Source organism: Saccharothrix sp. ST-888 (assembly GCF_000955975.1).
In the GTDB taxonomy this organism is placed as follows: domain Bacteria; phylum Actinomycetota; class Actinomycetes; order Streptomycetales; family Streptomycetaceae; genus Kitasatospora.
Genome location: NZ_JYJF01000022.1, coordinates 39538 through 62295, shown reverse-complemented (window position 1 = coordinate 62295; position 22758 = coordinate 39538). Strand labels below are relative to the sequence as shown.

The window sequence follows — 22758 nt, the reverse complement described above, 5'->3', positions numbered from 1 at the left end:
GCCGCGTCCTCCCCCACAGAACCGGCCCGGAACAGAGACGGGATCACCACTCAACCTATGCAAGGACTTTGAGAACGGAAAAGCTTCACCTGTGCACGCTTGACCTTCACCAGTGCACAGGGGTCACCGCGTCGCGGGGACTCGGGCAGTCGCGCCGGCAGGACGGCAACCACGGCCATGACCGGCCGGTACCCGCGCGGGCGAGGCAACCGCACGAGCCCCGGAACCTTGTGCCGGGCCGCCCGTGTCACGTTTCGCCGCCGGCGGGCAGGCCGTTCGGGACGGGACGGACTCCGTCCCCGCCGCGCAGGCGACCACCCTCTCCGGAGCGGCGCGGGCCGGGAAGCGCCCGTGCCACCTGCGCGGGACCGCGCCCCAGCGGCGCTCCCCGCCCGTCCCCTCCAGCCCTCCCTCGGGCACCTTCGGCTCACCGAGGCCGACCGGACCCAGGCCCTACCGGCTTCTCGAACTCGGCCCGCCCGGAATCTGCTGATGGACCTGGGCGAGAGGACTGGGCGTTTCCCGCGTCACCTCCAAGACCTCATCGACAAGCGCGGCAGGGACATGCTCGGTCAACTCGCCAAGTCGGCCCGGTGCCAGAGCCAGTGCGGCCGATGACATGGCAGGCTGAACGGACAACGGGGCTCCCGCTGGACGAGACAATCTTGGTCGATTGACCGTCCCAGCAGGAGCCCCGCTCCCATGTCCGAGCTTCTCCGGACGACTTGACAACCGCGCCGGAGCCTTGACTCCCTGGCTTTGGGTTCGAGCAGGCAAGATGGCAGCGTGGGCACGGCTGTCCTTCGTGATCACCGAGCGTAGAGAACTCCGTGATCACCTGGACCCGTACCCGTTCTGCGTCCTCCTCGCCCCGTCACGACCTATTGCCGGTCGGTCTTAGGACGCGCAGTAGTCCGCGGTGCCCTGGGAGAGGCCGTTGGTGCCGCTGGACCAGGCGGGAGAGCCGTTGGCCTGGTAGAAGACGAAGTTGCCATCGGCCTGGACGACCGCGCGGCCACCCGGGGCGGAGTTCAGCTTGCCGATGGTGCAGATGGTGTCGTTGTCGTGCTGCAGCTTGATGTAACCGGACGCCGACCAGTCCACGTGGTTCACGCCCTGGCCGTAAGTGCCGCTGGCCCACAGCGCCCTGCCGTCGTTGGCGTACAGCACCAGGTTGCCGTCACTCTGGAAGACCAGGTTCGCGCTCGACGAGTTGGCGGAATTGCCCGCGTACCAGTCGGGCTGGTTGAGGGTGAAGTTCGCGGCCGTCGCGTCCCAGTCGCCGGCGGCCATCGCGTTGGTCCCGGTCAGGCCGATCACGGCGGCGGCCGCCGTGCAGACCATGGCGGCCCGGGTCAGCGTCTTGCGAAGCGGCGAGCCGGTGATTCGGTTCGCAGTCATGAGTGTTCCTCTTCCTTGAAGTGTCGTGCGATGGTTGTGAGCGGCGGCGCGCGGTCTGTGCCACCGCCTGGGAATGACCCCCGGATGGAAGGCATCGTCGGGGGCATCCACGTGTTTGACCCGGCTCGGACGGTTCGAGGGAACGGTCACCGGGAGTTTGCGTGTTGGAAGCAGCACGCCAGTCGAAGGCGGAAGCGCGGAAGCCCGGCTGAAGCAGGTCGAGCCGATGGGGCCGGCGACGCCGCCCGCTCGGCGGCAGACCCCAGCCGGTATCCGGAACTCCGGCCAGGCGCTATCGGCAGGTGGAGGTCGCCCCCTGTAGGCATCCGGCTTGACGCGGCATCCGCGTCGCGTACCGCGTGACATCTGCGGCCGTCCGGCCGATCAGGTGTAGCAGTAGTTCATGTTGCCCCGGCGGTGACCGTAGGTGCCGGTGGACCAGGTGGCGTTGCCGTTGGTGTCGTAGAACACGAAGTTGCCGTCGTCCTGGACCTCGGCGTGGCCGCCCGGCGCTGGGTTGAGCTTGCCGAGGGTACACACGACATTGTCGGAGGCGTCCAGCAGTTTGACGTATCCGGACTTCGACCAGTCCAGATGCGTCACGCCCTTCCCGCTCGTGCCCGAGGCCCACAGCGGATAGTCGGTCTCCCCGTCGTACCCGTAGAGAACGAGATTACCGTCGTCCAGGAAGTTCAGGCCGGTCAGGAGGTTGTTCGCCCCTGCCCCCGACTGACCGGCCTGCCAGTCGGGCTGGGCGAGCGTGAAGGTCGCGACAGAGGCATCGGCCATCGCGGTGGTGGCGGTCAGCCCGAGCGCACCTGCGGCCGCGGCACACACCAGGGCGGCGCGCCCCAGGCGCCTGCGCGCCTTGGAGCTACCGGACTTACTGAGTATCACGAGTGTCCCTTCGACATGCCGCTTCGCTGCTCATCACTGGCGAGTGGCAGAACGGCTGGATGGTGGGCGGAACGCTTTGCCGCCGAGGCTGTGGGCAGACCAACGGCGTGACACCGCGCGACGTGGCCGGGCCGCAGCTCTCCGAGTGGACGTGGTGGGGCGCAGCGTCGTCGTCGCCGTGCCGCCGCAGGCCCGACGATGTGCCCCTCCGGGAAGGGCCCGGTCGCAGCGGTCTGCGACTGGACCGGAGGCTCAGGTGTAGCAGTAGTTGAGGTTGCCCGGCCCGTTGTAGGTGCCGGTGGACCAGGTGGCGTTGCCGTTGGTGTCGTAGAAGACCACGTTGCCGTCGTCCTGGACCCGGACCGTGCCGCCCGGGGCGGGGTTGAGCTTGCCGAGGGTGCACACGACGTTGTTGGAGGCGTCCAGCAGTTTGGCGTAACCGGCACGAGACCAGTCCACGTGGGTCACGCCCCTGCCACTGGTGCCACTGGCCCACAGCGGGATCCCCCCGTCGGTGTCGCTGACGGTGTGCAGCACCAGGTTTCCGTCACCCCACAGCTCCAACGTGACGTTGGAGGAGGATGAGCTGGTATTGGCGTACCAGTCGGGCTGCGCGAGGGTGAAGGTGGCGGCCGTGGTGCCGGAGTCCAGGGCCATCGCCTCCGCACCGGACAGGCCGACTGCGATGAGAGCCGCGGCGCACACCCCGGCAGCCCGCACCCCGGCCTTCCGCAGACGTGAACCCGTGAACTGACTTGCCGTCATGAGATCTCCTTGAATGGGCGGGACTTGGTTGAGTGAAGAACTTCGAACCGGGCAGTGCGCTGGTCGTTTCGTCAGCTACTCATAGGCGGCAACTCGCAGGCGTGGACCTGGACCAACGGCACCCGCACACACGGCGGCAAGTGCCTGGACGTCACCGGCCAGGGCACGACCAACGGCACCCTGGTCGAACTGTGGGGCTGCAACGGCGGCGCCAACCAGCGATGGACACTGCCGTAGCGGTCCCACGGTCTGGCGCGCGAGAAGGGCCTTGGGCCCGGTCGGGTTGCTGGTCGGCCTAGGGAGAGCCGGCTCACCATGATGCCGATCACTGCCAGGGGATCATGCTCTCCGACTGAGCGGGGTCGGTCTCGTAGTCGCGGGCCGGCGTCGGTGGGCAGTCAGCCATGCGAGTTGGGTCCCAGTGAGGAGGGCACCACCGAGTTCGGTCCCGGCGCGATGCCTGCCGAGCTCGCGGCCGCCATCGCCCTGCAGGAACTCGCCTGCACGGCTGGGACCTTGCTCGCGCCACCGGTCGGCGGTTCACGGTCGGCGACGACGTGTCGGAGGTCGCGCTCGCCGTGGTCGAGCAGATCCGCACCACCGGCCATGGCCGGGCCGGCCGAAGCGAACGTCAGGCCACCACCTACGGTGAGCACCGCCGCCGCAGCGGCGGGGAACCGTCGCGCTATTCCACGCATGCGCTGATACCCCTTCAAGGTCACTTCTGTCGAGCCGCGCAACCGCGTTCCCGTCGTCTGTAAGTGTGGTGAATCGCCGTATCGCCGCCGTATCGCTGCAGTCCGCCCCTCACATGAGTGACCGCGAATCCGACGGCCTCTGAGCTTGACTCTGTCGGGGATCTTGGTGTTCAGCTGGACAGCAGCTGGGCGAGGCTGCGGCCGTTCGTCGAGGTCGACCGCGGCACCATGGGCGGCGTGGGTGCGCGTGCGGTACTTGATCTGTCATCACCGGGAGCGTCTCTGCGGATCGGGCCACTCACCGCAGGGCAGGGCCGCTTCGGCGACAGAGCCCGTCCACGACCTCGCCGGCCTCGGCTCAAGCAGCCACAGAGCGGGGGCATGGGCACAGCAGCATCCGACTCGGTGAAGGTGCGGGTGCGCGGAGCGCGCGGCCGGGCGGCGGCGCCCTCCGTGCCTGGTCGAGGCCGTTGGTATAGGTATCGAACCTCTAGGCTGGGGGTGACCATCCGTGAGTAGAGGGGGAAGAAGAGAGCCTTGGGGGAGTACTTCCGTGTTGAGGTGAACGAGCTCGATCGGCTGCTTCAGCAGCTGCATCAGAGTCAGGACGACCTCCGTTCCGCGCTGAACGCGATGCGCGACACCGGTCCGAAAAGCACCGGCAGCAAGTCGCTGGACCGCGCGTGCGACGACTTCCACGACAGCTGGAACGACGCCATCAAGCTGATATCCAACGGCACGGATCAGATCGAGGAGAAGCTGCGCGAGACTGCGGACGACTACACGGGCACCGAGCAAGCGATCCGTGATGCTCTTGGCAAGGGGGCCGATGCGGCATGAGCAGCGGCCATGACTTCCCCGCCCTCGGCTTCGACCCGGCGCCCGGTCGGCCCGAAAGCGTGGACGCCTTGGTGTCCACGCTGACGTCGGCTGCCACGGCGATGGAGAGCGCGTCCCGGACGCTGACATCCATCAGCCATGGTGGTAGCGCCTGGGAGGGCAGGGCGGCGGACGGCTTCGCGCGGAAGGTCGGCAAGCTGCCCAAGACCATGGACGACAGTGTGGACGCCCTGAAATCCGCGTCCACGCAGTTGTCCTCGTGGAGCAGGCAGCTGGCGAGCTATCAGCAGACCGCGAAGCGCTACGAGGCGGAGGCCGAGGACGCCAAGAGGCGGCTGAAGGAAGCGGAGGCGCGCAAGAACGCCTCCACCGACCAGTACAACTCGGCAGCGGACGATCCTGCCTTCCGGCTGGTCGGTTACCGCTTCTCCAACGACCAGCAACTGGCGGAGGCAAACGCCAGGATCAGTGCGGCGCAGCAGAACCTGGATGTGGCGAACCGGCAGCTGCAGACCGCGTCGCATGAGCTCTCGTCGATCGAGGACGAGCTCCACCAGATCGTCAAACAGGCCAAGGAGCTTCACGCCCATCATCAGCACGACGCGGACCAGACTGCCAAGGCTCTGCGGGCAGCCGACCAGAATGCGCCGCACATCGGCACCTGGTCGAAGATCGCGGATGGCTTCAAGAAGGTCGGTAAGAGCATCAAGGACTGGGCGCACAAGCATGCCGGTGTCCTGAAGAAGATCGGGGACATCGCGGGGGCCGCCTCCGCGGTGCTCGGTATCGCTGCGCTCGCGACGATGTGGTGCCCGCCGCTGTCGGCCGCCCTCGGAGTGGCCGCGGCCGGCGCGTCCGGCGTCGCGCTGGGGGCTCACGGGTTGGCGAAGCTCGGGGGTGCCGACGTCAGCTGGACGACGATCGCGCTGGACGGGGTCGGTGTGGTGCCGTTCGTCAGTGGTGCGGCCAGGGGCCTCAAGGGCGCCGCCATGGGCGTCAAGGCCATCAGAGGCGGCGAGGGTCTCGCGGCCGGTGGTGCGAAGCTGGTGGAGGCGGGCAAGGCCATCGAGGGCACGCACATGGCCGGCGGCTTCATGCACAGCAAGGTCATCTCGCCGATCATCACCAAGACCCCGCTGCGGAGCCTGCCCGGTGCCATGAAGAGTCTGGACGAGGCCGGAAACCTGAGCGCCACGTCATGGTGGTCGCGCGGCATCCAGATCGGCATGAAGGGCACTGGTCTTGCCAACCATGCGCCCAAGCTCTACCAGGAAGTGACGTCATGACGGCCGACCAGAGCCTGATCGCACCACCGGCACTCGACGCCGAGCTGGACATCCGCTGGGAAGCCCCGGTCGTCTTCCACTCCCTGGGCGTCCAGTTGCCCGAAGACCAGCGCCAAGCACACATCGCGGAGATCGCCGCGGAGGTCTGGTCCGGCGGAACCGAGTTCCAGCGCACCACTGTGGCCGGCTGGTACCGGGACATCGCCGCGGAAGCCGCCGAGGACGGCGCCGTCTACACCGGATTCGCCCTGCTCGGCACCGGCGACGACCGGGTCAGCGTCGCGACCCTGGTCATCCTGGCCGAGGAATCGGACACCTCGGACCCGGAGATCGCCGCAGCCGCCCTGCTGGAGCGCCTCTCCGCCGACCCCGCCAACGAAGTCTTCCGCTCCGACGTCAGCTGCGGGCCGGCCGTGGTGTCGATCTCCGGAATGGTCATGGACCTCACCGAGCAGGCCGGCGAGCCGACCTCACTCGAACTCGCCCAGGCCGAGGTCTACATCCCCGTGCCCCAAACCGACACCCTGCTCGTCTGCAGGATCAGCACACCATCCATCGCCGACTTCCCCGACTACGTGACCATGCTCGCGCAGATGGCCGACACCGTTGTCTACGACAAGCCCGGCACCACCCCGGAGACTGCTGCCGCGGCCACACTGCCCGGCCAGTCCAGGATCACGGAGGCCTTCGGATGAGCGGCCACTACACCCCACCCCCACCCGGTCCGGACACCGGACCGCTCCCTGCGCGTTCGGCTGTCGGGCTCGCCCTGCAGCTGTGGCTGCAATGGCTGTACCTGCTTCCCTGGATCGCGATCTACGAGGTCGGCGACTTCGGGTACGTCGATGAATCCTGGGCGGAGGGAAATATCACCAGGCACGTCCTGACGCCGAGCAGATACCGGCTGGAGCGCCACGGCGCCCAACAGGACTGGGAGATGTGGGCGGACAAAGCCCTCGACCGGGGCACCAAGGGAGCGCTGTACCGCGAACGGGGACGCCGGGCCGAGAACGCCCGCGGCAAGAACCGGTACAAGCACAAGGAGACCGAGCCCACCACCTTCATCAAGAAGCGCTACTACCGCGGCATCGGCGCAGCAGGAGTAGCCGCTCTCGCCGCCCGCCGCGGCTGGGAGGTCGACTGGAAGCGGACCGACCCTGGCAAGGCGGTCCATCTCGTCTACCGAAAGCCACTCGGCTCCTGACCGAAGTCGCTTCACGCGCACGAGTCCAGGACGAATCCCACGTGGATGCCAATCGGACCGATTGACCTGCAGACCGGGGACGGCCAACCGGCCGTCCCCGGTCTCGGTACGCACCAGGTGCTGCGCAGCACGTCCGTCGAGCCGGTGGACGAGGACGGTGAGCTCCTGTCCAAGGACCTGTCCGTCCTGTTCGATCTCACCGACCCGGAGTGGACCGTCGTCTACCTGCGGGTGCGTGTTCATCAGTGGAAGTGCTCGTCCAGTGCCGTCAGGGCGATGTTGGCCAGCAGCGGGGAGAGGATCCCGCCCTGGGGAGTTCCGGTGCCGGTGTCCTCGAACATGCCGTGGTTCATCACCCCGGCCTTGAGGAACGCCTTCACCAGCGCCAGGACGCGCTTGTCGGAGATCCTGGCCCGGAGCCGGTCCATCACGGCGGCGTGGTCGAGGCGGCAAGGGCACGCCGGGCGTCTGCTTCACCCGCGATGAGGACGTGGTCGAGGGCTTCGCGTCGGGTGTTGTGTTCGAGGAACGCCAGTGCATTCAGCCGCTTGCCGAGTGCGATGTCCACGTGCGGGAAGGTGGAGCGATGAGGCGCGGGAGGTGGACTCCGCCCGGTCCGGTGCGGCCGCCATTGCGAGACCGTCAAACGCTCCGATCATGCGCGCGCCGATCGGCTCCGGCACCGCCCCCTTGGGATTGATCATCTAGTCGCGGAACCAGACGTCCTCCATCCGCAGTGTGGCGTCCTCGGTGTGGCGGACCCGGAAGTGGGACATCCGGAGCGCCTTGTAACCCCACGGGTCGTACGGCTCCAGCAGGAAGTGGCCGAAGGCTGTCCAGCCGACGCTCCAAGGCGCTCCGTCCAGGTCGAAGTCGCGGGCGGCGAGCACCTCGGGCGCGATGCCGACGGCCCGTGCGATGGCGTGAGGGTCCCCGTCGAGGTCGTACCGGTCGCCGTCCGCCCAGCCCTCGGAGTACAGCCGGAGTCCGCCCGGCAGGTGGACGACGGTCTCGACGTGGTGCGCTCCGCCGTCGAGACTCGCCGATCCGATGATCCGGGCGTCGGGGAAACGCTCGGCGAGGGCAGTGGTCGTGTCCAGCAGCGCGCCGAAGTCTCCGAAGTCGGTGATGGCGAAGTCGGCCATCGCAATGACGTTGCCCCAGCAGCCGACCCTGACCAGGTCCAGGTCGGCCCGGTCTCCGGGGTGCTCGGGGCCGGCGTCGGTCGGGGGCAGCTCGTCGAGGACGGCCTCGACGGTGGGGAAGGACTCGACGAACGCCCGGGCCCGGGTCGGGTCGTGGGGGGCGAAGCCGTCGACACTCGTCCGGGTGGCCCGGGAGTGCGGGGCGAAGGGCGGCAGGACGAGCGTGAGGGTGCACTCGGCGAAGCCGTCGACCTCGCGGTCAGGCGGGAGGTCCCAGTGGTCGATGTCAGTCATGCCCGTCACCGTAACGGTGACCACTGACATCAACCAGCGCCCTAGCAGGCAGGTGTGACGACATGTCAACGATCAAGAGGGTCGGCGAGGTCCAAGGGCTCCGGCATGCGCAGGACGCGGCCGGCCGAGCCGGGAACGGTCCTTGCAGAGGATCAACCCAGCGGGCGGGGATGGCGTCCAGGCCGTAGGGCGTCGGCAGCAGCTGGACACCAGAGGTTCGTTCCGAACCCGCCGTTCCGCGTGATCATTTCGTCGTCGGTCGCCCCTCGACCTGCGCCAGCCGAGCGCCGCGCTCGGCCAGGGACTGGGCGAGGGTGGTCGACGGTTCTCACGGGCTCGCGGCATTCCCGCGGTTCGCCGGGTCGGGGCTGCACAGCCAGCCGTTGACCGCGAAGCGGCTGTCCGCGTGCTGTTTGCTCGGGCAGCTGACCGGCCGTACCTCGTGCCAGGCGGTGGGCCGGAAGAACACGATGCTGTCGTGTTCGGGCTCCCAGTCCCGCCAGGTGCGCTCCTTCCACTTCCCGGCTGCCTCGGTGTGCAGCGGCAGGGCGGCGTCGAACACACGCAGCTCGCCTCCGTCGAAGGGCCGGGGTGTGCGATGCAGGTAGTACACGAACGTGAGCAGGCGCCGGGGGGCGAACTTGGCATCGCTGTCCTGGTGCGGCCGGTAGAAGTCGCCGTCGTTGTGCACGTTGAGGCTGTAGCTGGGTTCGGTGTACTGGCAGGAGACTCCGAGCGTGTGCTCGACCGCCTCCAGCACCTCATCGATGGCTGCCATCAGCTCGGGTACGGCGAAGTCGTGGCGCGACCGGGAGCGGCGGAAGTCGGGGACCACCTCACGGTCGCGGATCATGGAGGGCCTCAACGTGTCGTCGGTGGAGGCGATGGCACGCTCCAGTAAGGCGCCGGCTGTCCGCTCACCCAGGAACTGGGTGATGCGACAGACCGTCACGGGAAGCCGCCAGACCGCGTCCGTACTCACCGGCGATCGCTGATCCGTCGCCTCGGATGGTCCCGTCACGGGGGTGTCGTGTCGCGCCACAGTGTCCTGCCTTGTCGTGGTGTGTCGGTCCGGATCGCGATGAGTGTGTTCCGCAGGGGCCGCCCCCAAGCCCTGGGGGAGTGGGCGGCGACCGTGGGTTGCGCCCGGTCGAGGCGCGCCCGTGGCCACTGGGGCCACTGGCCGTCCGGCCTTCGACCGCTGGAGCAGCGCAGCAGGACGTCCGGCGTCGTCACGCGGCCCCGGGCGTGTTCGCGCTCGCGGCTCCTCGCAGACGATCCACTTCGGCCGTGAGTTCTTCCACGCGGCGGTGCAGTGCCTGGATGCACACCAGGGCGACGCCGAGGCCGTCGACGACGGGGATGGTGGTGTCGTCCTGGTTGAAGCCGAAGGCGGCGTGCCAGTCCTGGGCCATCGGCCCGAGGTGGCGCACTCCTTCGGGTTCCCAGAGGTAGCGCCAGGTGCTGATGGGCAGCGCGGCCACGGTCTCCAGGACCGCGTAGCCGTTGACCGGAGCGACCGGTGCCACGGCGTCGGTCTCCCGTGCCTGGGCCGGAGGCCGTGCCTGGGCATCGCGGTCAGCCGCCCGGGACCGCCGGCGGAAGATCCGCACCGTCACCGGCTCCAGTCGACCGGGACGACGTCCCGCTTGAGCGCTCGGTCGCTGCAGATGGCGCATGGGTTGCCCGGGACACCGGGGCCCTGGTCGGTGCCGACGGTGATCGCTCCGTGGGCCCCGGCCGGGGCGTGGACGCCGTCGCCGACCATCGCGGCTTCGTAGCCGCCCAGCAGCTCCTGGAGGGTTCCGGGGCCCAGGTTCTCCGGAGCGGTGATCGCGGCGATGCCGTCGTAGTCGGTGTAGGCCGCTCCCAGCGTCCGGCCGCCGATGGTGGCGAACACGATCCTGGCACCGCGGATGGGCTCGCCGGTCACCGCGTCGCTCAACATCGCGTGCATGTTCTCCAGTTGCATCTGGGTGACGTTCAGGCTTGCCTGGCTGGCCGTGAGCCTGGTCGGCTTCAGACTGGGGCACTCCGCCCCGCTGCACGACGGCGCCGTCGTGGGGGCGGCGGACGCCGGGGCGCCGCTTCCCACGCCCAGCGCCGCCATGGCCACGGCCATTGCCGAGACGGCCATACGCCCCGAAGACCTCATGTCCACTCCTCGTGATCGGAGACAGCTGCCGTCCCATCCGGACGGCACGGCAGACTGTAGGGGCGCCCGGCCGGCGATACCGGCTGAAGGTCGGAGATGCCTTCTATCGGGTGAACTGCGTTGAGACGGCGGCCGTTGGAGACGGTCGGACGGCATCGCCGAAGCGCTCACCGGCGCCCGCCGCACAGAGCTGTCGGTCGACCCACCGGCCGTAGGAGCGCCGCCAGTCGGCGAGCGCTGCGGTGTCCGGTGCAGGCCGACGCCCGACGGCACGTCGGCTGACGGGCCATGGCGACCTCGCCGTAACCGGGAGCGGCGGCAGAACGTTGAAGGATCATGAAAATGAACCGTTGTCGCCCGGCCGCCGCTGTCGTGGCAACCGCCGTGGCCCTGCTCGCCCCTCTTCCCGCCGCCCAGGCCGCGTCGTCCGTCCGTGCCGCCGGCGACGTCCAGTTCCAGTACAGCGCGCCCGAGATCAGCGACGCGGGTGACCACGTCACCTGGCACTGGAACGTCACCAACAGCGGCGCCAAGGCGGCCCACGAGGTCGTGATGACCCACAGGATCGAACCGAATCTCCCGATCACGTCCGTCTCCGGACCGTGCACCGTCGACAAGGCCAGGGCGGTCGTCACCTGCACCTGGGATCAGCTGAGCGCAGGTCAGCGAGCGGATGGGGCCATCGGGGCGGAGCTGCCCGAGGACCTGAGCGGCTCAGTGCACATCAAGGGCCGGATCGTGTGGCAGGAGTCTCCGTCGGGAACCTCTTCCGCCAAGTAGCCGACAGCATCGCCACCGTCCGTAGTGCCGCAGACAGTTGACCTGACGGAGGATCGAAACGCCCTCGACCGCCTGGGCCGCCTGGTCACCGGACTGCTCACCCGTGCCCGGGTCGAGGCCGGTACCCACGACATCGAGCTGACCCCGCTCCGCCTCGACCAGCTGGTCGAACAGACCGTCGAGGAGCTGCCGGACCGCACCGGCGTCACGGTCAGCACCGAGGCCGCCGTGGTCGACGGTGACCCCGAACTGCTCGCCCAGGCCGTCCGCAACTGGTGGAGAACGCGCTGCGGCACGGCGGCGGCACCCCGGTCGGGGTGGATGTCACCGCAGGCCGGGTCGCCGTACGGGACCACGGCCCCGGAGTACCGGCCGAGAACCGCACCCGGGTCTTCGAGCGCCGCGTCACCGGAGCCGCGAGCTCCGGCACCGGGACCGGTCTGGCCATCGTCCGCTGGGTGGCCGAACTCCGCGGCGGCACCGCCCAGCTCTCCCAGGCGCCCGGTGGCGGGGCGCTGGCGGAACTGCTGCTGCCACCGCACACCCGGTCCTGACCAGGCCCGGGTGACCCTGCCCGGTCACCTCATCTTCATCTCATCCAACGCCGGGCAGGGTGGAGCCATGTCCACCTCCCCATCCGGCCTCCAGTGGAGCCTGCGCGCCACCGCCCTCCTCGCGACCGTCACCACCGGCGTAGCCGCAGTCTTCTATGTGCTACCCGCGGACCGGACGACGCCTGAGCGAAGCGGGGGCCAGGCCGGTACGGGCACCCCGCTCACGGCCCGGGTCCACCGGATCGGCCATGCCCTGGGGGAGGCCGGACGGTCGTCCCTGGCGGGCTCGGACAGGGCACCCGGTCGGATCGTCCTCCCCCAGCTCCGGCACCTGGTCGGTGCACTGCACGCAACGGCCCGATGACCCGGGTGGGTCGCAGACCGGGCCGCAGACCGCCAACGCCCTGCCACGGGCCGCACCTGCGGCGCTCACCGTCGGCCGGCACCGCGGCCGGCCACCACCGGAACCGGCAGCATCCGGCAGCACCTGGCGCAACACCGCCTGAAGTCACCGGCGTTGCCCCTAGTCTTGGGCGCGGACGATCCGCGCGTCCGCAGTGCCGGTGGTCGGTCCCTGGAAAGGATGAATCGCCCCACTCCGGACAGCACTTCGTTGTTCCATTCCGAGTGACACTACGTCAGAAACCCTTGCGCCCGGCGTGAGACGGCGGGGCCGGGTGCCCATCGATCGCTCCATGGGGAGGCTTTGCCATGAGTCGAACAGGCATGTGCCCAAGAGTGCTCATAGTCGGGGCGGGCCTGGCCGGCACCGCCACGGCGATTCGACTGCTCCGCTTCGCGCGCAGGCCGCTCGAGGTCGTCCTGCTCGAGCGGCGTTCCGACTACCGGTCCGCCGGCATCGCCTACCACCGGGACGGCAACCCCTGGGACCATGTGTTCAACATCCAGGCGGGTCGGATGTCGGTATTCCGGGAGGACGTCCACGACTTCGTCCGCTGGGCCAACTGCGAGGCCGACCGCAGGGGCTGGCCGGCGCCCTGGGCCGAGATCGAGTTCGTCGAGCAGGGCCCGGCGCCCCGGCGGATCTTCCAGGACTACCTGAACGACCGGCTGGCCGAGGCCAGGCGGGAAGCCTGTCCGGGTGTCGTGCTCGTCGAGGCGGATGGCGAGGCGGTCGACATGGAAGTACGGTCCACAGGGGTCGAGGTGATGTTACGTCGGTTAGCTGCGAGTGGCCTCGGGGCCGGGCAGGGCTCGGAACCGACCGCGCTGTTCGCCGAACACGTCGTTCTCGCGACCGGCCTCGAACTCAGGGAGCAGCCCTTCGCCGCCGAGGTGCTCGCGCATGCGTCCTTCGTGCGGAACCCGTATTCCGCAGCCGGCGTCCAGAAGCTCGTGACACTCCCGCCGGAGGCGACCGTCGCGATCGTGGGATCCGTGCTGAGTGCGTACGACTCGGCCGGCCTGCTGCTGCGCCAGGGCCACTCCGGGAGGATCCATCTGATCTCCAGGACCGGGACGATGTTCCGGGCGTACCCCGGCGGCCACGAGCACGGAGTGTTACAACTACCCTGCCCGAAAACACTGCTGGAGCCGTACCGGAATCGTGCGGAGTTCCTTGCCCGGGTTCGGACCGAGTGGGAGACGGCCTGCTCGACGGTCGCCCAGGACCACCCCGACATCGACCCGATGGTGGTCGCGGAGCGGGTGGCCAAGGCGTGGGAGCCGCATCTTCCCGAGGCCATCGAGCGGATTCCCTCCGCGGAACTGCGGCGCCTGCTGGACGAGTTCGGCACCTTGATAGCCGCGCTCCGGGTCGGCGCGGTGGAGTACACGATGGCGGTCATCGAGCGCGCGGTGCACCCGGCGGACGGGTCGGTGAAGCTGGTTCTCGGCGAGGTGGAGGGGATCGCTCCGACGGAGTCGGGGCGGCTGCTCGTCTCGGTCGCGGCCCCGGGGGAGGAATGCGCCATCGAGGCGGACCTGGTGGTGTCCAACGTCGGCCGGGAGTCGGACTACGGCAGGGTCGGCCAGTCGCTCTGGAGGAATCTCCTCCGGAGGGCGATCGCGGTACCCCATGAGCGCACCGGGCGCGGGGTGGAGGTCGACGGACAGGGGGCGTTGCTGAGCGTCGGCGGGGAGCCGGCCGGCCCGATCTCCGCGGTCGGTGTGCTGAGAGAGGGTGACGAGATCGTGCGGAACGGCCGAACCGGTGCGTTCGCCTTCAATCTCGCCGCCATCAAGAACCAGTCGATCGCGGTCGCCGCGCGCGTGATCGAGCAACTGGAAATCCAGGAAGACGGTTTGGCCCAGGACATAGCTCAATATCATGGCCACGTCAGCAATATGGAGGAAGCGGCCCCGATCGGATTCGAGGAGGCTGTGACTCTGGAGGTGCGGAGGCTGGCCACGCGTACTCGAAGCGAGCGGGAACTGCTCGATTCCCGGCTGGACGCCTGTATCCGGTCCATAGGCGGCCTCCCGGCCCCTCTGCTGGAAGCTTCGCGGCGTGACCGCCTGATGAGGGCGGTCGCCGGCCGGGCCGCGGTCGAACGACTCACGGACGTCTCCGTGACGCCACGGCAGCTGCGTCGACACCTGGGAATAGCGAACGCCGAAGATCTGGAGGGCTAGTTGAACGGGCGACGGATCCAGGGATTCCTCTTGACCGGTGGTACACAGAGCGTGTTGCGAGGCATCTGTAATCGCACAAGAAGTCCACTCGGCGGATCCATCCTCGTCGCCCCTTCCCTCGAAGCGAGTCTGTACGAAGCGATCGTGGCGGCGCGTGCGGTCGTCTGCAGTTCCGGTGGGCTGACCGGCCACATGCAGTCCATCTGCCGTGGCAGGGGAATACCCGTGCTCCGCGTCGACCAGGCGGATCTCGCCGACCTGGTCGGCGAAGTGACGCTGCACCTGGAGAGCCAGTCGATCGTCATCGGGTCGGATCCGAGTGCCGGGGCCCCGGGCTCGGGGGCGGGGAGTTCCTCGCTGGACGATCTCGGCTCGGCGTGTGCGGTCATCGCGGACCTGCAGGACATCCACACGATCAACTCGTGCGGGCCGAAAGCGGAGCGGGTCGACTCCTTCTTCATCCGGGAGGAGTTCCTCTGCCTGGCGGCGGGTCTGCGTCCGCTCGACTGCCTGGACGGCGGGCCTGCCGCCATCGCGGCCTACGGGCGGGCCGTCGCGGATCGGCTCTGTACCTTCGTCGAGGCGCTGCTGCCCGGCCAGCGGCTGGTCCTGAGGCTTCTCGACCTCCGCTCCGACCACGCCGCCGGTGTCACGGAGCTGGCCCCGGTCGCGGTCGAACCGAACCCCGAGCTGGGCCTGCACGGCGCACGCTGGCTGCTGGGTTCGACCGCCTACCGGGACGCGCTGCACGCCGTGCTCAAGTCCCTGCGCAGCCGGCTCGGTGACGCTGCGGGCCGAGTGCACCTCTCGGTTCCTTTCCTCAACGATGCGGAGGAGTTCGTGCAGCTCAGGGCGCACCTTGAGGTGCCGGTCGAGGTGCCCGTGTCCGCGTTCATCGAGACGCCGGCGGCGGTGCACGCCGCTGCGGCGATCTGCGCCGCGGGCGCCAGCGAGCTGTTCGTCGGCACCAAGGACCTGGTGCAGTTCTATCTCGCCGCGGACCGGAGCAACCACCTGGTGGCGGATTCCTACCGGACCCGGCACCCGGCCGTCCTGGACGGAGTGCGGAGGGTGGTGGAGTCCGCGCGCGCCGCGGGCACCCCGGTGCGGGTGTTCGCGCTGGGTGCGGACCTCGCCCACTACCTGGAGGGCCTGCCGACCCCGGACGGCTACATGATGTGCACCGCCGAACTCCGGCAGGTGGTCCTGCAGTCGCAAACCTGACCAGTCCGGCCGGACGGGGCGCAGCCGACCGTGCGTCGGCTGCGCCCCGTGCTGTGCGTTCCAGTGCTCCTCGAACTCCCGCAGTGTGCGCGGGAGATGGCGTCGGCCTCGGGTCGACGGCTGGCCGAGGAGTCCAGGCAGGCGGGTGAGCACGTTGCGTTCCATCACCGCGTTCGTCCTCGGTATCCGTACAGGGGCGACCGGGACCCTGATCCCGGCGCCGGCGGGGATCGCATCGAAGAGCTTCGGGACTCTGCTCCCTGATCCCGTGTCAGGACCTGTGCCCGGCAGTCGGCGTCCTCCTCGCCCGGGGCGGAGCTGTTGCACCTACGGGGCAGGCCGTACGTGCGCCCGGGTGGGCGCACGTACGGCCTGGGGAGGGCGGGATCAGGCCACCATGGCCCTGGGGCCCTGGGGGTTGCCGACGTCGGTCGGGCGGGCGGTCGGTTCGGCGCCGGCGGCGCTGCGCTCGCGCTGACGCTTGATCAGGTGAGCGGCCCACCAGCCGAGGCCGCGCAGGAGGCAGACCAGGCTGGTCGCGAAGAACAGGGTGTAGACGACGTTGAACAGCATCAGGACGCCGTAGGTCATGGCGACCGACGCGCCGAACATGAACTGGTTGCGCCCCTTGAACGGCGTGGTTCCCGGGTCGGTGATCATGTAGTTGGTGAACAGCACGAAGGCGACCCCGCTCATCGGGCCGAGGGCCGAGAAGATAGCGACGTCCCAGATCCAGTGCCGGAGCAGCGCCTGGATCACGAACCCGCCGAGCCAGCCGACGATCAGCGCGACCTTCTTGGTGAGCATGGAGTTGATCACGGTCCCGGCGGTCACGATGATCAGCGGGATGGCGACCCGGAAGAAGGTGTTCGCGTTCTCGGTGAACTCGTACGGCGGGGCGATGCTCGCCCAGGAGCCGAAGGCGAGCAGCGAGGCGGTGATGCCGAAGTTGGACGGGTTCATGAAGTGCCGCATCCGGCCGGCGATGGGCGCCTGGAACGCGTGCTTGCCGGCCACGCCGACGAACACGCCGAAGAGCACCGGAAGCAGCTGGTTGTTGCCGTAGAACAGCATGTTCATGGCGGTGCCGGTGATGTGCGCCGGCAGCAGGAACTCGTACACGCCGCGCACGCCGTTGCCGAGGAAGCGGGCGTTGCGCCGCTGGGCCCAGGCACTGATGAGCTCGAAGACCATCTCGACGGTGTAGGCGAAGAGCACCGAGACGATCGGCCACAGCCAGGGCTGTTCGAAGCCCAGCAGGGTGTAGCCGAAGATGTTGAAGACGGTGATGGACATCGCGAAGTTCCGCAGGGCCAGGTAGCGCGGGTCGGGCTTGGCCGGGGTGGCGGACGCGGCGGGCGCCGGGGCTGCGGCGGGCGTCGGGGCTTCGGTCATCGGTTCGGAACCTCCTTGGCGGCAGCGGTCAGCATGAGCGCGTGGGTGCCGGGGGTGAGCTGCTCGGACTGCTCGTGCACGGCGCCGCTGTTGTCCCGCCAGGACAGCTGCACGGTCACCGGGCCCTGGTAGTCGCCGAGTCCGAAGTGCACGTCGAAGCTCCGGAAGCCGCCGTGGCCGCTGCCGCCGTCGAGCTGCGAGACCTGGGAGCCGGCCGGCGTGGTGATCCGCACGGTGGCGCCGTAGGCGGGGGTGCCGGTGTTCACCAGTCCCATCCCGGGGTCGTTGTCACTGGCCGGGCGGTACAGCTTCAGGTTCAGGTAGTGGCCCGGGGCCGGCGCCTTGTTGGCGTAGAAGGCCGGCGGCCCCCACTGGCGGGCCACGGCGAAGTCGAGCAGACCGCTGCCGGTGGTGTCGCCGGTCGCGATGGCGCGGGTCGGCGTGGGCACCGCGATGCCGAGCTGCTTGTTGATGTTCACGTACTTGCCGTCGGCGGACTTCGCGTAGAAGGCGATCGCGTCGTCGCCGGAGATGTCGTCGCCGGGCTGGACGTTGGGCCACATGGCGGGGTTCGACAGCAGGTCGTCGTTGGTCATGGCCATCTCCTGCAGCCACGGCCAGCGGTCGATGGTGCCCTTGACGAACCCGTCGGCCTGGAGCACCTCGAGGTTGCCGGAGTTGCGGAAGTCGGCCATCTTGGTGTCCCAGGACCAGCCGGTCCAGGCCACCCCGTGCTGCTGCGCCTCCTGGGTGAACGGCGCTACGCCGCTGCTCAGTTGGCGGTTCATGTCGGCGTTGTCCTTGGCCTGGTTGATCCAGAGGAAGTTGCTCTCCTCCAGGCCCCAGGCCGCGGTGATGTTGCTGACCATGATGTCGAAGGTGCCGTTGCGGTTGATGTCACCGAAGTCGACGCCCATGCCCTTGAACGAACCCTTGCCGAGCACAAAGGACTTGGGCGTGGACGCGGTGCGGTTCCCGGTGGCCTCGGTGAACCGGATACGGCCCGGCGTGGACCGGTTGTAGAGCAGGTGGCTGTGCCCGAAGTCGTTGGCGACGTACAGCTCGGGCAGGCCCTCGCCGGTCAGGTCGGCGCCGGCGATGGCCAGCGTCCATCCGGTGGCGGCGTCCCAGGGGATCGCGTCCTTCTCCTCCACGAAGTCGGCCCGCGGCTCGGTGCCCGGGGTCGCGCCGACCCAGCGCAGCACATGGTCGCCGCCGGCGTTCTTGGCGTTGGACAGCGAGTTGTTCATCTGTACGTTGTTCAGCCCGTGCGGGTCCAGCACGTCCGAGTCGGGGAAGTAGTTCCCGATCACGATCGAGGGGTGCCCGCTGCCGTCCAGGTCGCCCACGTAGTCGGCGTCGGTGTTCCAGCGCGGGCCGTGGTACTTGCCGTCGGCGGAGGTCGAGGGCACCAGCTCGCGCGGGACGTACGAGGTCGCGGACGGGGTGGTGGCGTCGGCCTTCGGCAGGAACAGGATCGGGGTCCGTCCCCAGTAGGTGACCAGCAGGCCCATCCGGCCGTCGCCGGTGAAGTCCCCGGGGGTGCAGCCGGTGGGCGCCATGGTGTCATCGACTGGGAGCGGGGCCGGGTCGAGGACGAACGGGCTGAAGCGGTCCGCCGCCCGGGCGGTCGGCGTGTAGGTCACCACGACTTGGTTGGTGCGGGTGTCGACGATGCACATGCCGTCGGCGAGGCCGTGCCCGGTCAGGTCGTTGATGGCGATGCCGGCCCCGACCGAGGAGACCCAGGAGCGGATCTTCCGGTAGGACGGGTTCACGTCGCGGACCGTGTGCATGGGCTGCGAGTCGTACCCGGCCGGCATGGCGATGGGCATTTCCTGGAACGCGTACTGCGTGGCGGTCTCCTCGGCGCCGGCCACGGCGACCGATTCCCGGGTGGCAATGAACAGTGAGGTCGCCACCACCACGGTTGCCAGGCCGGGAATCATCCTGCGAATTCGCTCTCGATACAACACATCCACCTCTCCGTACGGAAATTGACAATGTGATGGATCGCTGCTGGAACGTCCCCCCGCGAACTTGGCTCAGAAATAGCCGATTCAAGAATGTATCGGCGGCCGCGCGAATGCTTCTCCCGTTGTGCTGACGGGGTCAGGAATTCGCGGGTGCGGTGAGCCGGGTGCCCATTTCGCGAGCCGCCGCGAAGGCCGCCCAGAATGTCAGTTCGATCAGCGCGGCGTCGCCGGGCCGTTCCTGCCGGAAGTCCGCGACGATCGACTGGTCGACCTGGTAGGAGGCGAGGGCGCTGAGCAGCGCCAGCCGTCCCGCCGCGCGCTGGGCGGGCGGCAGCCCGGCCACGGCGTCGTCGACCCAGGCGCGGCTCAGGCCTTTCGGCCGGCCGTCCCAGCCGGCCAGTTCGGCGCGGACCAGCCCGCGGACGGGCTCCGGCACCGTTCGCACGCCCGCCGACTCGGCGGCGGCGGCCGCGCGGGCGAAGGCGCCGGCGATGCTCGGCGTGGCGGCGGCCCAGCCGAGGTCCGCGGGCAGGGCGGCGGACGGCAGCAGGTCGAGCGATCCGCCGGGCGCCCAGTGCCGGCGGGCGGCGGGCCCGAGGAACCGCCCGAGCAGGCCGGTGGCCCGGGTCCGGAGCGCGGGCGGCGCACCGGTGGGGAGCGGGCTCTCCGGCAGGAAGATGTTGACCATGCGGTTGAGGTAGTGGAACGTCACCGCGACCCCGACCAGCTCGGGGGCGTGCGCGGCGGGGAACGGCGCCGGCCGGGCGCCGCCCGAGCGGGCCCACTCGGCGACCGCCGCCGGCTCCGGACCGGCTGGCTCCGCGAGTTGATGGAGCGTCATGCCGTGTACCTCGACGCAGTACGGACAGGAGTTGGCGCCGGAGACCGCCGTCGCGACCGCCTCCTTGACGGCCCGGTCGGCCGAGCCGCCGGCGACCAGGGTCTCCCGCAGCATCATCCAGCAGGCCGCGAGCGCCTCCGGTGCCGGGGAGTGCAGGGCCACCGGGGGCGCCAGCATGCCGAACTCCCGCTCCAGGTCGGCGTAGATCCGGCCGACGCGCTCCCCGGCGCGGGGCACCCGGACGGGGGACACGTGGCGGACCTGGCCGAGCGAGTGCCGCAGTGCCGACCGGAGGACTGCTCCAGCCATCGTCGTCTCCTTCGGTTGACCGGTGCCCGGGTGCGCCCGCTGTGCCTGGTCACCCGCGCAGTCGCTTCGCGGCCAGCGGGAGTACGGTGCGCCGCGCGGTGGTGTCCGCGCCCGGGCCGGGCGCTCCGTAGCCGACCTTGACGCCGCGCTGCTGCGCGGCCCGGACGATGCCGGGGATCGCGCGTTCGGCGAGTGCGGAGATGGTGAGCGCCGGGTTGACGGTCAGTGCGCCGGGCACGGCGGAGCCGTCCGTGACGAAGATGCCCGGGTGGCCCCGCAGTTCGTGGCGGTCGTCCAGCGCCGAGGTGGCCGGGTCATCGCCGATCCGGCAGGAGGCCAGCGGGTGGACGGTGTACGCGCCGACCAGATCGTTGGTCCACGGCATCACCTTGGCGAGGCCGTCCCGCTCCAGGATCGACTTGACCGCGGCGTCGGTCTCGTCCCAGGCGCGCAGCGTGTTGGGCGTCGGACGGTAGCTGAGCGGGCCGTGGCCGAGCATCTGCTGGGAGATCCGGGAGGCGTTGCCGGTGGGCGGCGGCGGGCCGAAGACCCCTTCGTTGTCGTCCTCGATCATGGTGAAGACGGTCAGCCAGGACTGCCACTGCCGGACCAGTTCCTTCTTCTCCACGCCGAACCAGGACGGGCCGGCGGCATCGGGCACCTGGGCCAGGATGGTGCCGAAGCCGGGCGGGAAGTACAGCTGCTCCAGCGAGTACCGGTGGTACTCGGGCAGGTCGCCGTCCAGGTTGTCCCAGCTGGCGACCACCGGGCCCTTGCCGATCTGGTTCGCCGCGTACGCCCGGCCGTCGCCGCGGTCCAGGCCGAGCAGTTCGGCGGCCTTCTCCTCGTTGATGACGGCGGTGTTGAGCCGCTCTCCGTTGCCGGAGAAGTAGCGTCCCACCGCGTACGGCATCGGGCCGAGATCGCCCTCCGAGCGCTTGAGGATGACCGGTGTGGCGCCCGCGCCGGCGGCCAGCACCACGATCTTGGCCTCGATGACGCCGTTGCCGACCTGCTCCCGGTAGTCGACGTCGTGCACCACGTTGTAGTGCACCCGGTAGCCGCCGTCGTCGGTCCGTTCGAGGCGCTGGACCTCGTGCAGCGGCCGGATCTCGGCGCCGTGCGCGAGCGCGCCGGGCAGGTAGTTGAGCAGCAGGGAGCGTTTGGCGTCGAAGCGGCAGCCCGCCATCATCCAGTTGCAGTTGGTGCACCTGGTGTTGTCGACCGCGACCGGGACGGGGTTGGCCGTGCGGCCGGCGTGGTCGCAGGCCGCCGCGAACAGGCCGCCGGCGAAGCTGACGTCCTTCCAGTCCTGTTTGGTGATCGGCAGGGCGTCCGTCACCAGGTCGTACCAGGGGTCCAGGGTGTCGCGGCTGATCGCGGCGGGCCACATCCGCCGGCCGATGCTGCCCCGGCGCTCGAAGACGAACCGCGGCGCGCGGGGCATGGCGGCGAAGTAGACGACGCTGCCGCCGCCGACGCAGTTGCCGCCGAGCAGGCTCATGCCGTCGCCGACCACGAAGTCGAAGATCCGGGTGTAGGACGAGCCGAGCAGGAAGTCGTGCTCGAACTCGTCGGCTTTCAGCCAGGGTCCGCGTTCCAGCACGGTGACCTTGGCGCCGCCCGCGGCGAGATGGTAGGCCGCGATGGCGCCGCCGAATCCGCTGCCGACCACCAGGACGTCGGTGCGCTCGCTGCTGCTCATGCCGGGCTCCCTGAAGCCGTAGTGTCCGGGTGCGAGGTGGCCAGCGGGCGGCCGTAGGTGAAGTCGGAGAACCGCCACAGGCCGTCGGTGTCCGGCTTGCCGAAGCCCATGGCGACGAGCCCCGGGTGACCGTCGGCCATGGCCTCGGCGGTGTGCCGGTGGGCACCGGTGTCGTAGGCCATGTTGCAGAACAGCGCCAGCAGCACCCACAGCGGCCGCTCGGGGTGCGCGATCGCGGTCAACCGCCGCACCAGCTCGGTGCGGTGGGTGAAGGACAGCGAGACGAAGGGGGGCACGGAACCGTCCAGGGCCAGGTCCTGCTCGGCCGCGTACGTCGCGGCGTGCGCGTTCAGGGCGGTGGCGAAGTTGGGCAGATCGGGGGCGAGCCCCGCCCCGGGCAGTTCCAACAGGTCGATGGCACCGGCGACCACCGCGCCGCCACCCTCGGCCGCGCCGGCCACGGCCCGGTCGGTGGGGGAGCGTTTCTCGCCAGGGACGATGGTGTCCGCGAACGCTTCCAGCGTGATCGTCCTGGCCTGCTCTTCTTCTGAAGTGCCGGATGGCAACGGCTTCCTCCTGTTCATCGGCGATGCCGCATTGGCAAAAGGGGGGGTGCGCCGGGTTTTCATCAGGGCCGAAGTTTGAAACCGACAGGAATCGGAAAGACATTTCGGCCCCGTGCGGCGGATGCCCT

Annotated in this window: 25 protein-coding genes and 1 pseudogene; 11 read left to right on the top strand and 15 right to left on the bottom strand. The window is 69.6% G+C overall.

What is annotated here, in order from left to right; translation table 11 throughout:
* Positions 1-897 precede the first annotated feature (897 nt).
* The 3 genes from UK12_RS41135 to UK12_RS39570 form a co-directional block, all read right to left on the bottom strand.
* Entirely contained in the window at positions 898-1401 is a 504-nt protein-coding gene (locus UK12_RS41135) for a hypothetical protein (RefSeq protein ID WP_045302271.1), read from the bottom strand.
* A gap of 384 nt (positions 1402-1785) precedes the next feature.
* Positions 1786-2298, bottom strand: a complete 513-nt coding sequence (locus UK12_RS36485; RefSeq protein WP_052681793.1) for a hypothetical protein — start codon at positions 2296-2298, stop codon at positions 1786-1788.
* Between the two features lie 252 nt (positions 2299-2550).
* On the bottom strand, positions 2551-3063 hold the full coding sequence (locus tag UK12_RS39570; RefSeq protein WP_045302269.1) for a hypothetical protein: 513 nt from the start codon (positions 3061-3063) through the stop codon (positions 2551-2553).
* Positions 3064-3117: 54 nt separating this feature from the next.
* Here UK12_RS39570 and UK12_RS10835 point away from each other — a divergent pair, with 54 nt between their 5' ends.
* Entirely contained in the window at positions 3118-3300 is a 183-nt protein-coding gene (locus UK12_RS10835; RefSeq protein WP_045302267.1) for an RICIN domain-containing protein, read from the top strand.
* A gap of 161 nt (positions 3301-3461) precedes the next feature.
* Here the strand turns inward: UK12_RS10835 and UK12_RS10830 are convergent, their stop codons facing one another.
* The gene (locus tag UK12_RS10830) at positions 3462-3761 is read right to left on the bottom strand and encodes a hypothetical protein (RefSeq protein WP_156178649.1); all 300 of its coding nucleotides are present in this window, start codon (positions 3759-3761) and stop codon (positions 3462-3464) included.
* Between the two features lie 561 nt (positions 3762-4322).
* Here UK12_RS10830 and UK12_RS10825 point away from each other — a divergent pair.
* The 4 genes from UK12_RS10825 to UK12_RS10810 are packed head-to-tail and all read left to right on the top strand — an operon-like array spanning position 4323 to position 7091.
* Positions 4323-4601: a hypothetical protein gene (locus UK12_RS10825; protein ID WP_231591141.1), complete on the top strand. Its 279-nt coding sequence runs from the start codon at positions 4323-4325 to the stop codon at positions 4599-4601.
* Positions 4598-5887, top strand: coding sequence for a putative T7SS-secreted protein (locus tag UK12_RS10820; RefSeq protein ID WP_052681792.1), 1290 nt, complete (start codon positions 4598-4600; stop codon positions 5885-5887). Before UK12_RS10825 ends, UK12_RS10820 begins: the two co-directional genes overlap by 4 nt.
* On the top strand, positions 5884-6582 hold the full coding sequence (locus UK12_RS10815) for a hypothetical protein (RefSeq protein ID WP_052681791.1): 699 nt from the start codon (positions 5884-5886) through the stop codon (positions 6580-6582). Before UK12_RS10820 ends, UK12_RS10815 begins: the two co-directional genes overlap by 4 nt.
* Positions 6579-7091 carry a hypothetical protein gene (locus UK12_RS10810; RefSeq protein WP_045302261.1) on the top strand — a complete coding sequence of 171 codons (513 nt, stop codon included), beginning with the start codon at positions 6579-6581 and terminating at the stop codon, positions 7089-7091. Before UK12_RS10815 ends, UK12_RS10810 begins: the two co-directional genes overlap by 4 nt.
* A gap of 242 nt (positions 7092-7333) precedes the next feature.
* On the opposite strand, the gene UK12_RS10805 is transcribed toward UK12_RS10810, so the two are convergent.
* The 6 genes from UK12_RS10805 to UK12_RS10785 all read right to left on the bottom strand — a co-directional run bounded on the left by UK12_RS10805 (position 7334) and on the right by UK12_RS10785 (position 10667).
* A complete protein-coding gene (locus UK12_RS10805; protein ID WP_045302259.1) occupies positions 7334-7519 on the bottom strand; it encodes a hypothetical protein in 186 nt (61 codons plus the stop codon).
* Entirely contained in the window at positions 7519-7659 is a 141-nt protein-coding gene (locus UK12_RS39565) for a hypothetical protein (RefSeq protein WP_156178648.1), read from the bottom strand. The genes UK12_RS10805 and UK12_RS39565 overlap by 1 nt, the downstream gene beginning before the upstream one ends.
* Positions 7660-7795: 136 nt before the next feature.
* Positions 7796-8530 (bottom strand): DUF6333 family protein, encoded by a 735-nt coding sequence (locus tag UK12_RS10800; RefSeq protein WP_045302257.1) that lies wholly within the window; start codon positions 8528-8530, stop codon positions 7796-7798.
* Between the two features lie 328 nt (positions 8531-8858).
* On the bottom strand, positions 8859-9512 hold the full coding sequence (locus UK12_RS10795) for a 2OG-Fe(II) oxygenase (RefSeq protein WP_045302254.1): 654 nt from the start codon (positions 9510-9512) through the stop codon (positions 8859-8861).
* A 250-nt stretch (positions 9513-9762) separates the two neighbouring features.
* Positions 9763-10059, bottom strand: a complete 297-nt coding sequence (locus tag UK12_RS10790) for a tail fiber domain-containing protein (protein ID WP_197084742.1) — start codon at positions 10057-10059, stop codon at positions 9763-9765.
* Positions 10060-10145: 86 nt separating this feature from the next.
* Positions 10146-10667 (bottom strand): hypothetical protein, encoded by a 522-nt coding sequence (locus tag UK12_RS10785; protein ID WP_197084741.1) that lies wholly within the window; start codon positions 10665-10667, stop codon positions 10146-10148.
* 360 nt (positions 10668-11027) lie between these two features.
* Here UK12_RS10785 and UK12_RS10780 point away from each other — a divergent pair, with 360 nt between their 5' ends.
* From UK12_RS10780 to UK12_RS10765, 6 genes and pseudogenes are all read left to right on the top strand, one after another.
* Positions 11028-11465, top strand: coding sequence for a DUF11 domain-containing protein (locus UK12_RS10780; RefSeq protein WP_045302248.1), 438 nt, complete (start codon positions 11028-11030; stop codon positions 11463-11465).
* A gap of 275 nt (positions 11466-11740) precedes the next feature.
* Positions 11741-12019: a sensor histidine kinase gene (locus UK12_RS41130; RefSeq protein WP_052681790.1), complete on the top strand. Its 279-nt coding sequence runs from the start codon at positions 11741-11743 to the stop codon at positions 12017-12019.
* 67 nt (positions 12020-12086) lie between these two features.
* Positions 12087-12383 carry a hypothetical protein gene (locus UK12_RS41125; protein WP_052681789.1) on the top strand — a complete coding sequence of 99 codons (297 nt, stop codon included), beginning with the start codon at positions 12087-12089 and terminating at the stop codon, positions 12381-12383.
* A gap of 347 nt (positions 12384-12730) precedes the next feature.
* The gene (locus tag UK12_RS10770; protein ID WP_045302246.1) at positions 12731-14614 is read left to right on the top strand and encodes an FAD/NAD(P)-binding protein; all 1884 of its coding nucleotides are present in this window, start codon (positions 12731-12733) and stop codon (positions 14612-14614) included.
* A 51-nt stretch (positions 14615-14665) separates the two neighbouring features.
* Positions 14666-14785: pseudogene (locus UK12_RS44995) on the top strand (hypothetical protein); the annotation flags it as partial.
* A gap of 54 nt (positions 14786-14839) precedes the next feature.
* Positions 14840-15838 carry a putative PEP-binding protein gene (locus tag UK12_RS10765; protein ID WP_231591140.1) on the top strand — a complete coding sequence of 333 codons (999 nt, stop codon included), beginning with the start codon at positions 14840-14842 and terminating at the stop codon, positions 15836-15838.
* A 387-nt stretch (positions 15839-16225) separates the two neighbouring features.
* Here the strand turns inward: UK12_RS10765 and UK12_RS10760 are convergent, their stop codons facing one another.
* The 5 genes from UK12_RS10760 to UK12_RS10740 form a co-directional block, all read right to left on the bottom strand.
* Positions 16226-17233 carry a hypothetical protein gene (locus UK12_RS10760; RefSeq protein WP_045302242.1) on the bottom strand — a complete coding sequence of 336 codons (1008 nt, stop codon included), beginning with the start codon at positions 17231-17233 and terminating at the stop codon, positions 16226-16228.
* Positions 17230-19182, bottom strand: a complete 1953-nt coding sequence (locus UK12_RS10755) for an ASPIC/UnbV domain-containing protein (protein WP_045302240.1) — start codon at positions 19180-19182, stop codon at positions 17230-17232. The genes UK12_RS10760 and UK12_RS10755 overlap by 4 nt, the downstream gene beginning before the upstream one ends.
* A 163-nt stretch (positions 19183-19345) precedes the next feature.
* Entirely contained in the window at positions 19346-20359 is a 1014-nt protein-coding gene (locus UK12_RS10750) for a carboxymuconolactone decarboxylase family protein (protein ID WP_045302238.1), read from the bottom strand.
* Between the two features lie 49 nt (positions 20360-20408).
* Positions 20409-22064, bottom strand: a complete 1656-nt coding sequence (locus UK12_RS10745; protein ID WP_045302235.1) for an FAD-dependent oxidoreductase — start codon at positions 22062-22064, stop codon at positions 20409-20411.
* Positions 22061-22648 carry a DUF5987 family protein gene (locus UK12_RS10740; RefSeq protein ID WP_045302233.1) on the bottom strand — a complete coding sequence of 196 codons (588 nt, stop codon included), beginning with the start codon at positions 22646-22648 and terminating at the stop codon, positions 22061-22063. The genes UK12_RS10745 and UK12_RS10740 overlap by 4 nt, the downstream gene beginning before the upstream one ends.
* Positions 22649-22758: the final 110 nt, after the last annotated feature.

Coding starts and splice junctions, on each gene's coding strand:
- UK12_RS41135 (WP_045302271.1), bottom strand. CDS start 1,401: ATGACTGCGAACCGAATCACCGGCTCGCCGCTTCGCAAGACGCTGACC.
- UK12_RS39570 (WP_045302269.1), bottom strand. CDS start 3,063: ATGACGGCAAGTCAGTTCACGGGTTCACGTCTGCGGAAGGCCGGGGTG.
- UK12_RS10830 (WP_156178649.1), bottom strand. CDS start 3,761: ATGCGTGGAATAGCGCGACGGTTCCCCGCCGCTGCGGCGGCGGTGCTC.
- UK12_RS10820 (WP_052681792.1), top strand. CDS start 4,598: ATGAGCAGCGGCCATGACTTCCCCGCCCTCGGCTTCGACCCGGCGCCC.
- UK12_RS10815 (WP_052681791.1), top strand. CDS start 5,884: ATGACGGCCGACCAGAGCCTGATCGCACCACCGGCACTCGACGCCGAG.
- UK12_RS10810 (WP_045302261.1), top strand. CDS start 6,579: ATGAGCGGCCACTACACCCCACCCCCACCCGGTCCGGACACCGGACCG.
- UK12_RS10805 (WP_045302259.1), bottom strand. CDS start 7,519: ATGGACCGGCTCCGGGCCAGGATCTCCGACAAGCGCGTCCTGGCGCTG.
- UK12_RS10800 (WP_045302257.1), bottom strand. CDS start 8,530: ATGACTGACATCGACCACTGGGACCTCCCGCCTGACCGCGAGGTCGAC.
- UK12_RS10785 (WP_197084741.1), bottom strand. CDS start 10,667: ATGGCCGTCTCGGCAATGGCCGTGGCCATGGCGGCGCTGGGCGTGGGA.
- UK12_RS10780 (WP_045302248.1), top strand. CDS start 11,028: ATGAACCGTTGTCGCCCGGCCGCCGCTGTCGTGGCAACCGCCGTGGCC.
- UK12_RS41125 (WP_052681789.1), top strand. CDS start 12,087: ATGTCCACCTCCCCATCCGGCCTCCAGTGGAGCCTGCGCGCCACCGCC.
- UK12_RS10770 (WP_045302246.1), top strand. CDS start 12,731: ATGAGTCGAACAGGCATGTGCCCAAGAGTGCTCATAGTCGGGGCGGGC.
- UK12_RS10760 (WP_045302242.1), bottom strand. CDS start 17,233: ATGACCGAAGCCCCGACGCCCGCCGCAGCCCCGGCGCCCGCCGCGTCC.
- UK12_RS10755 (WP_045302240.1), bottom strand. CDS start 19,182: ATGATTCCCGGCCTGGCAACCGTGGTGGTGGCGACCTCACTGTTCATT.
- UK12_RS10750 (WP_045302238.1), bottom strand. CDS start 20,359: ATGGCTGGAGCAGTCCTCCGGTCGGCACTGCGGCACTCGCTCGGCCAG.
- UK12_RS10745 (WP_045302235.1), bottom strand. CDS start 22,064: ATGAGCAGCAGCGAGCGCACCGACGTCCTGGTGGTCGGCAGCGGATTC.
- UK12_RS10740 (WP_045302233.1), bottom strand. CDS start 22,648: ATGAACAGGAGGAAGCCGTTGCCATCCGGCACTTCAGAAGAAGAGCAG.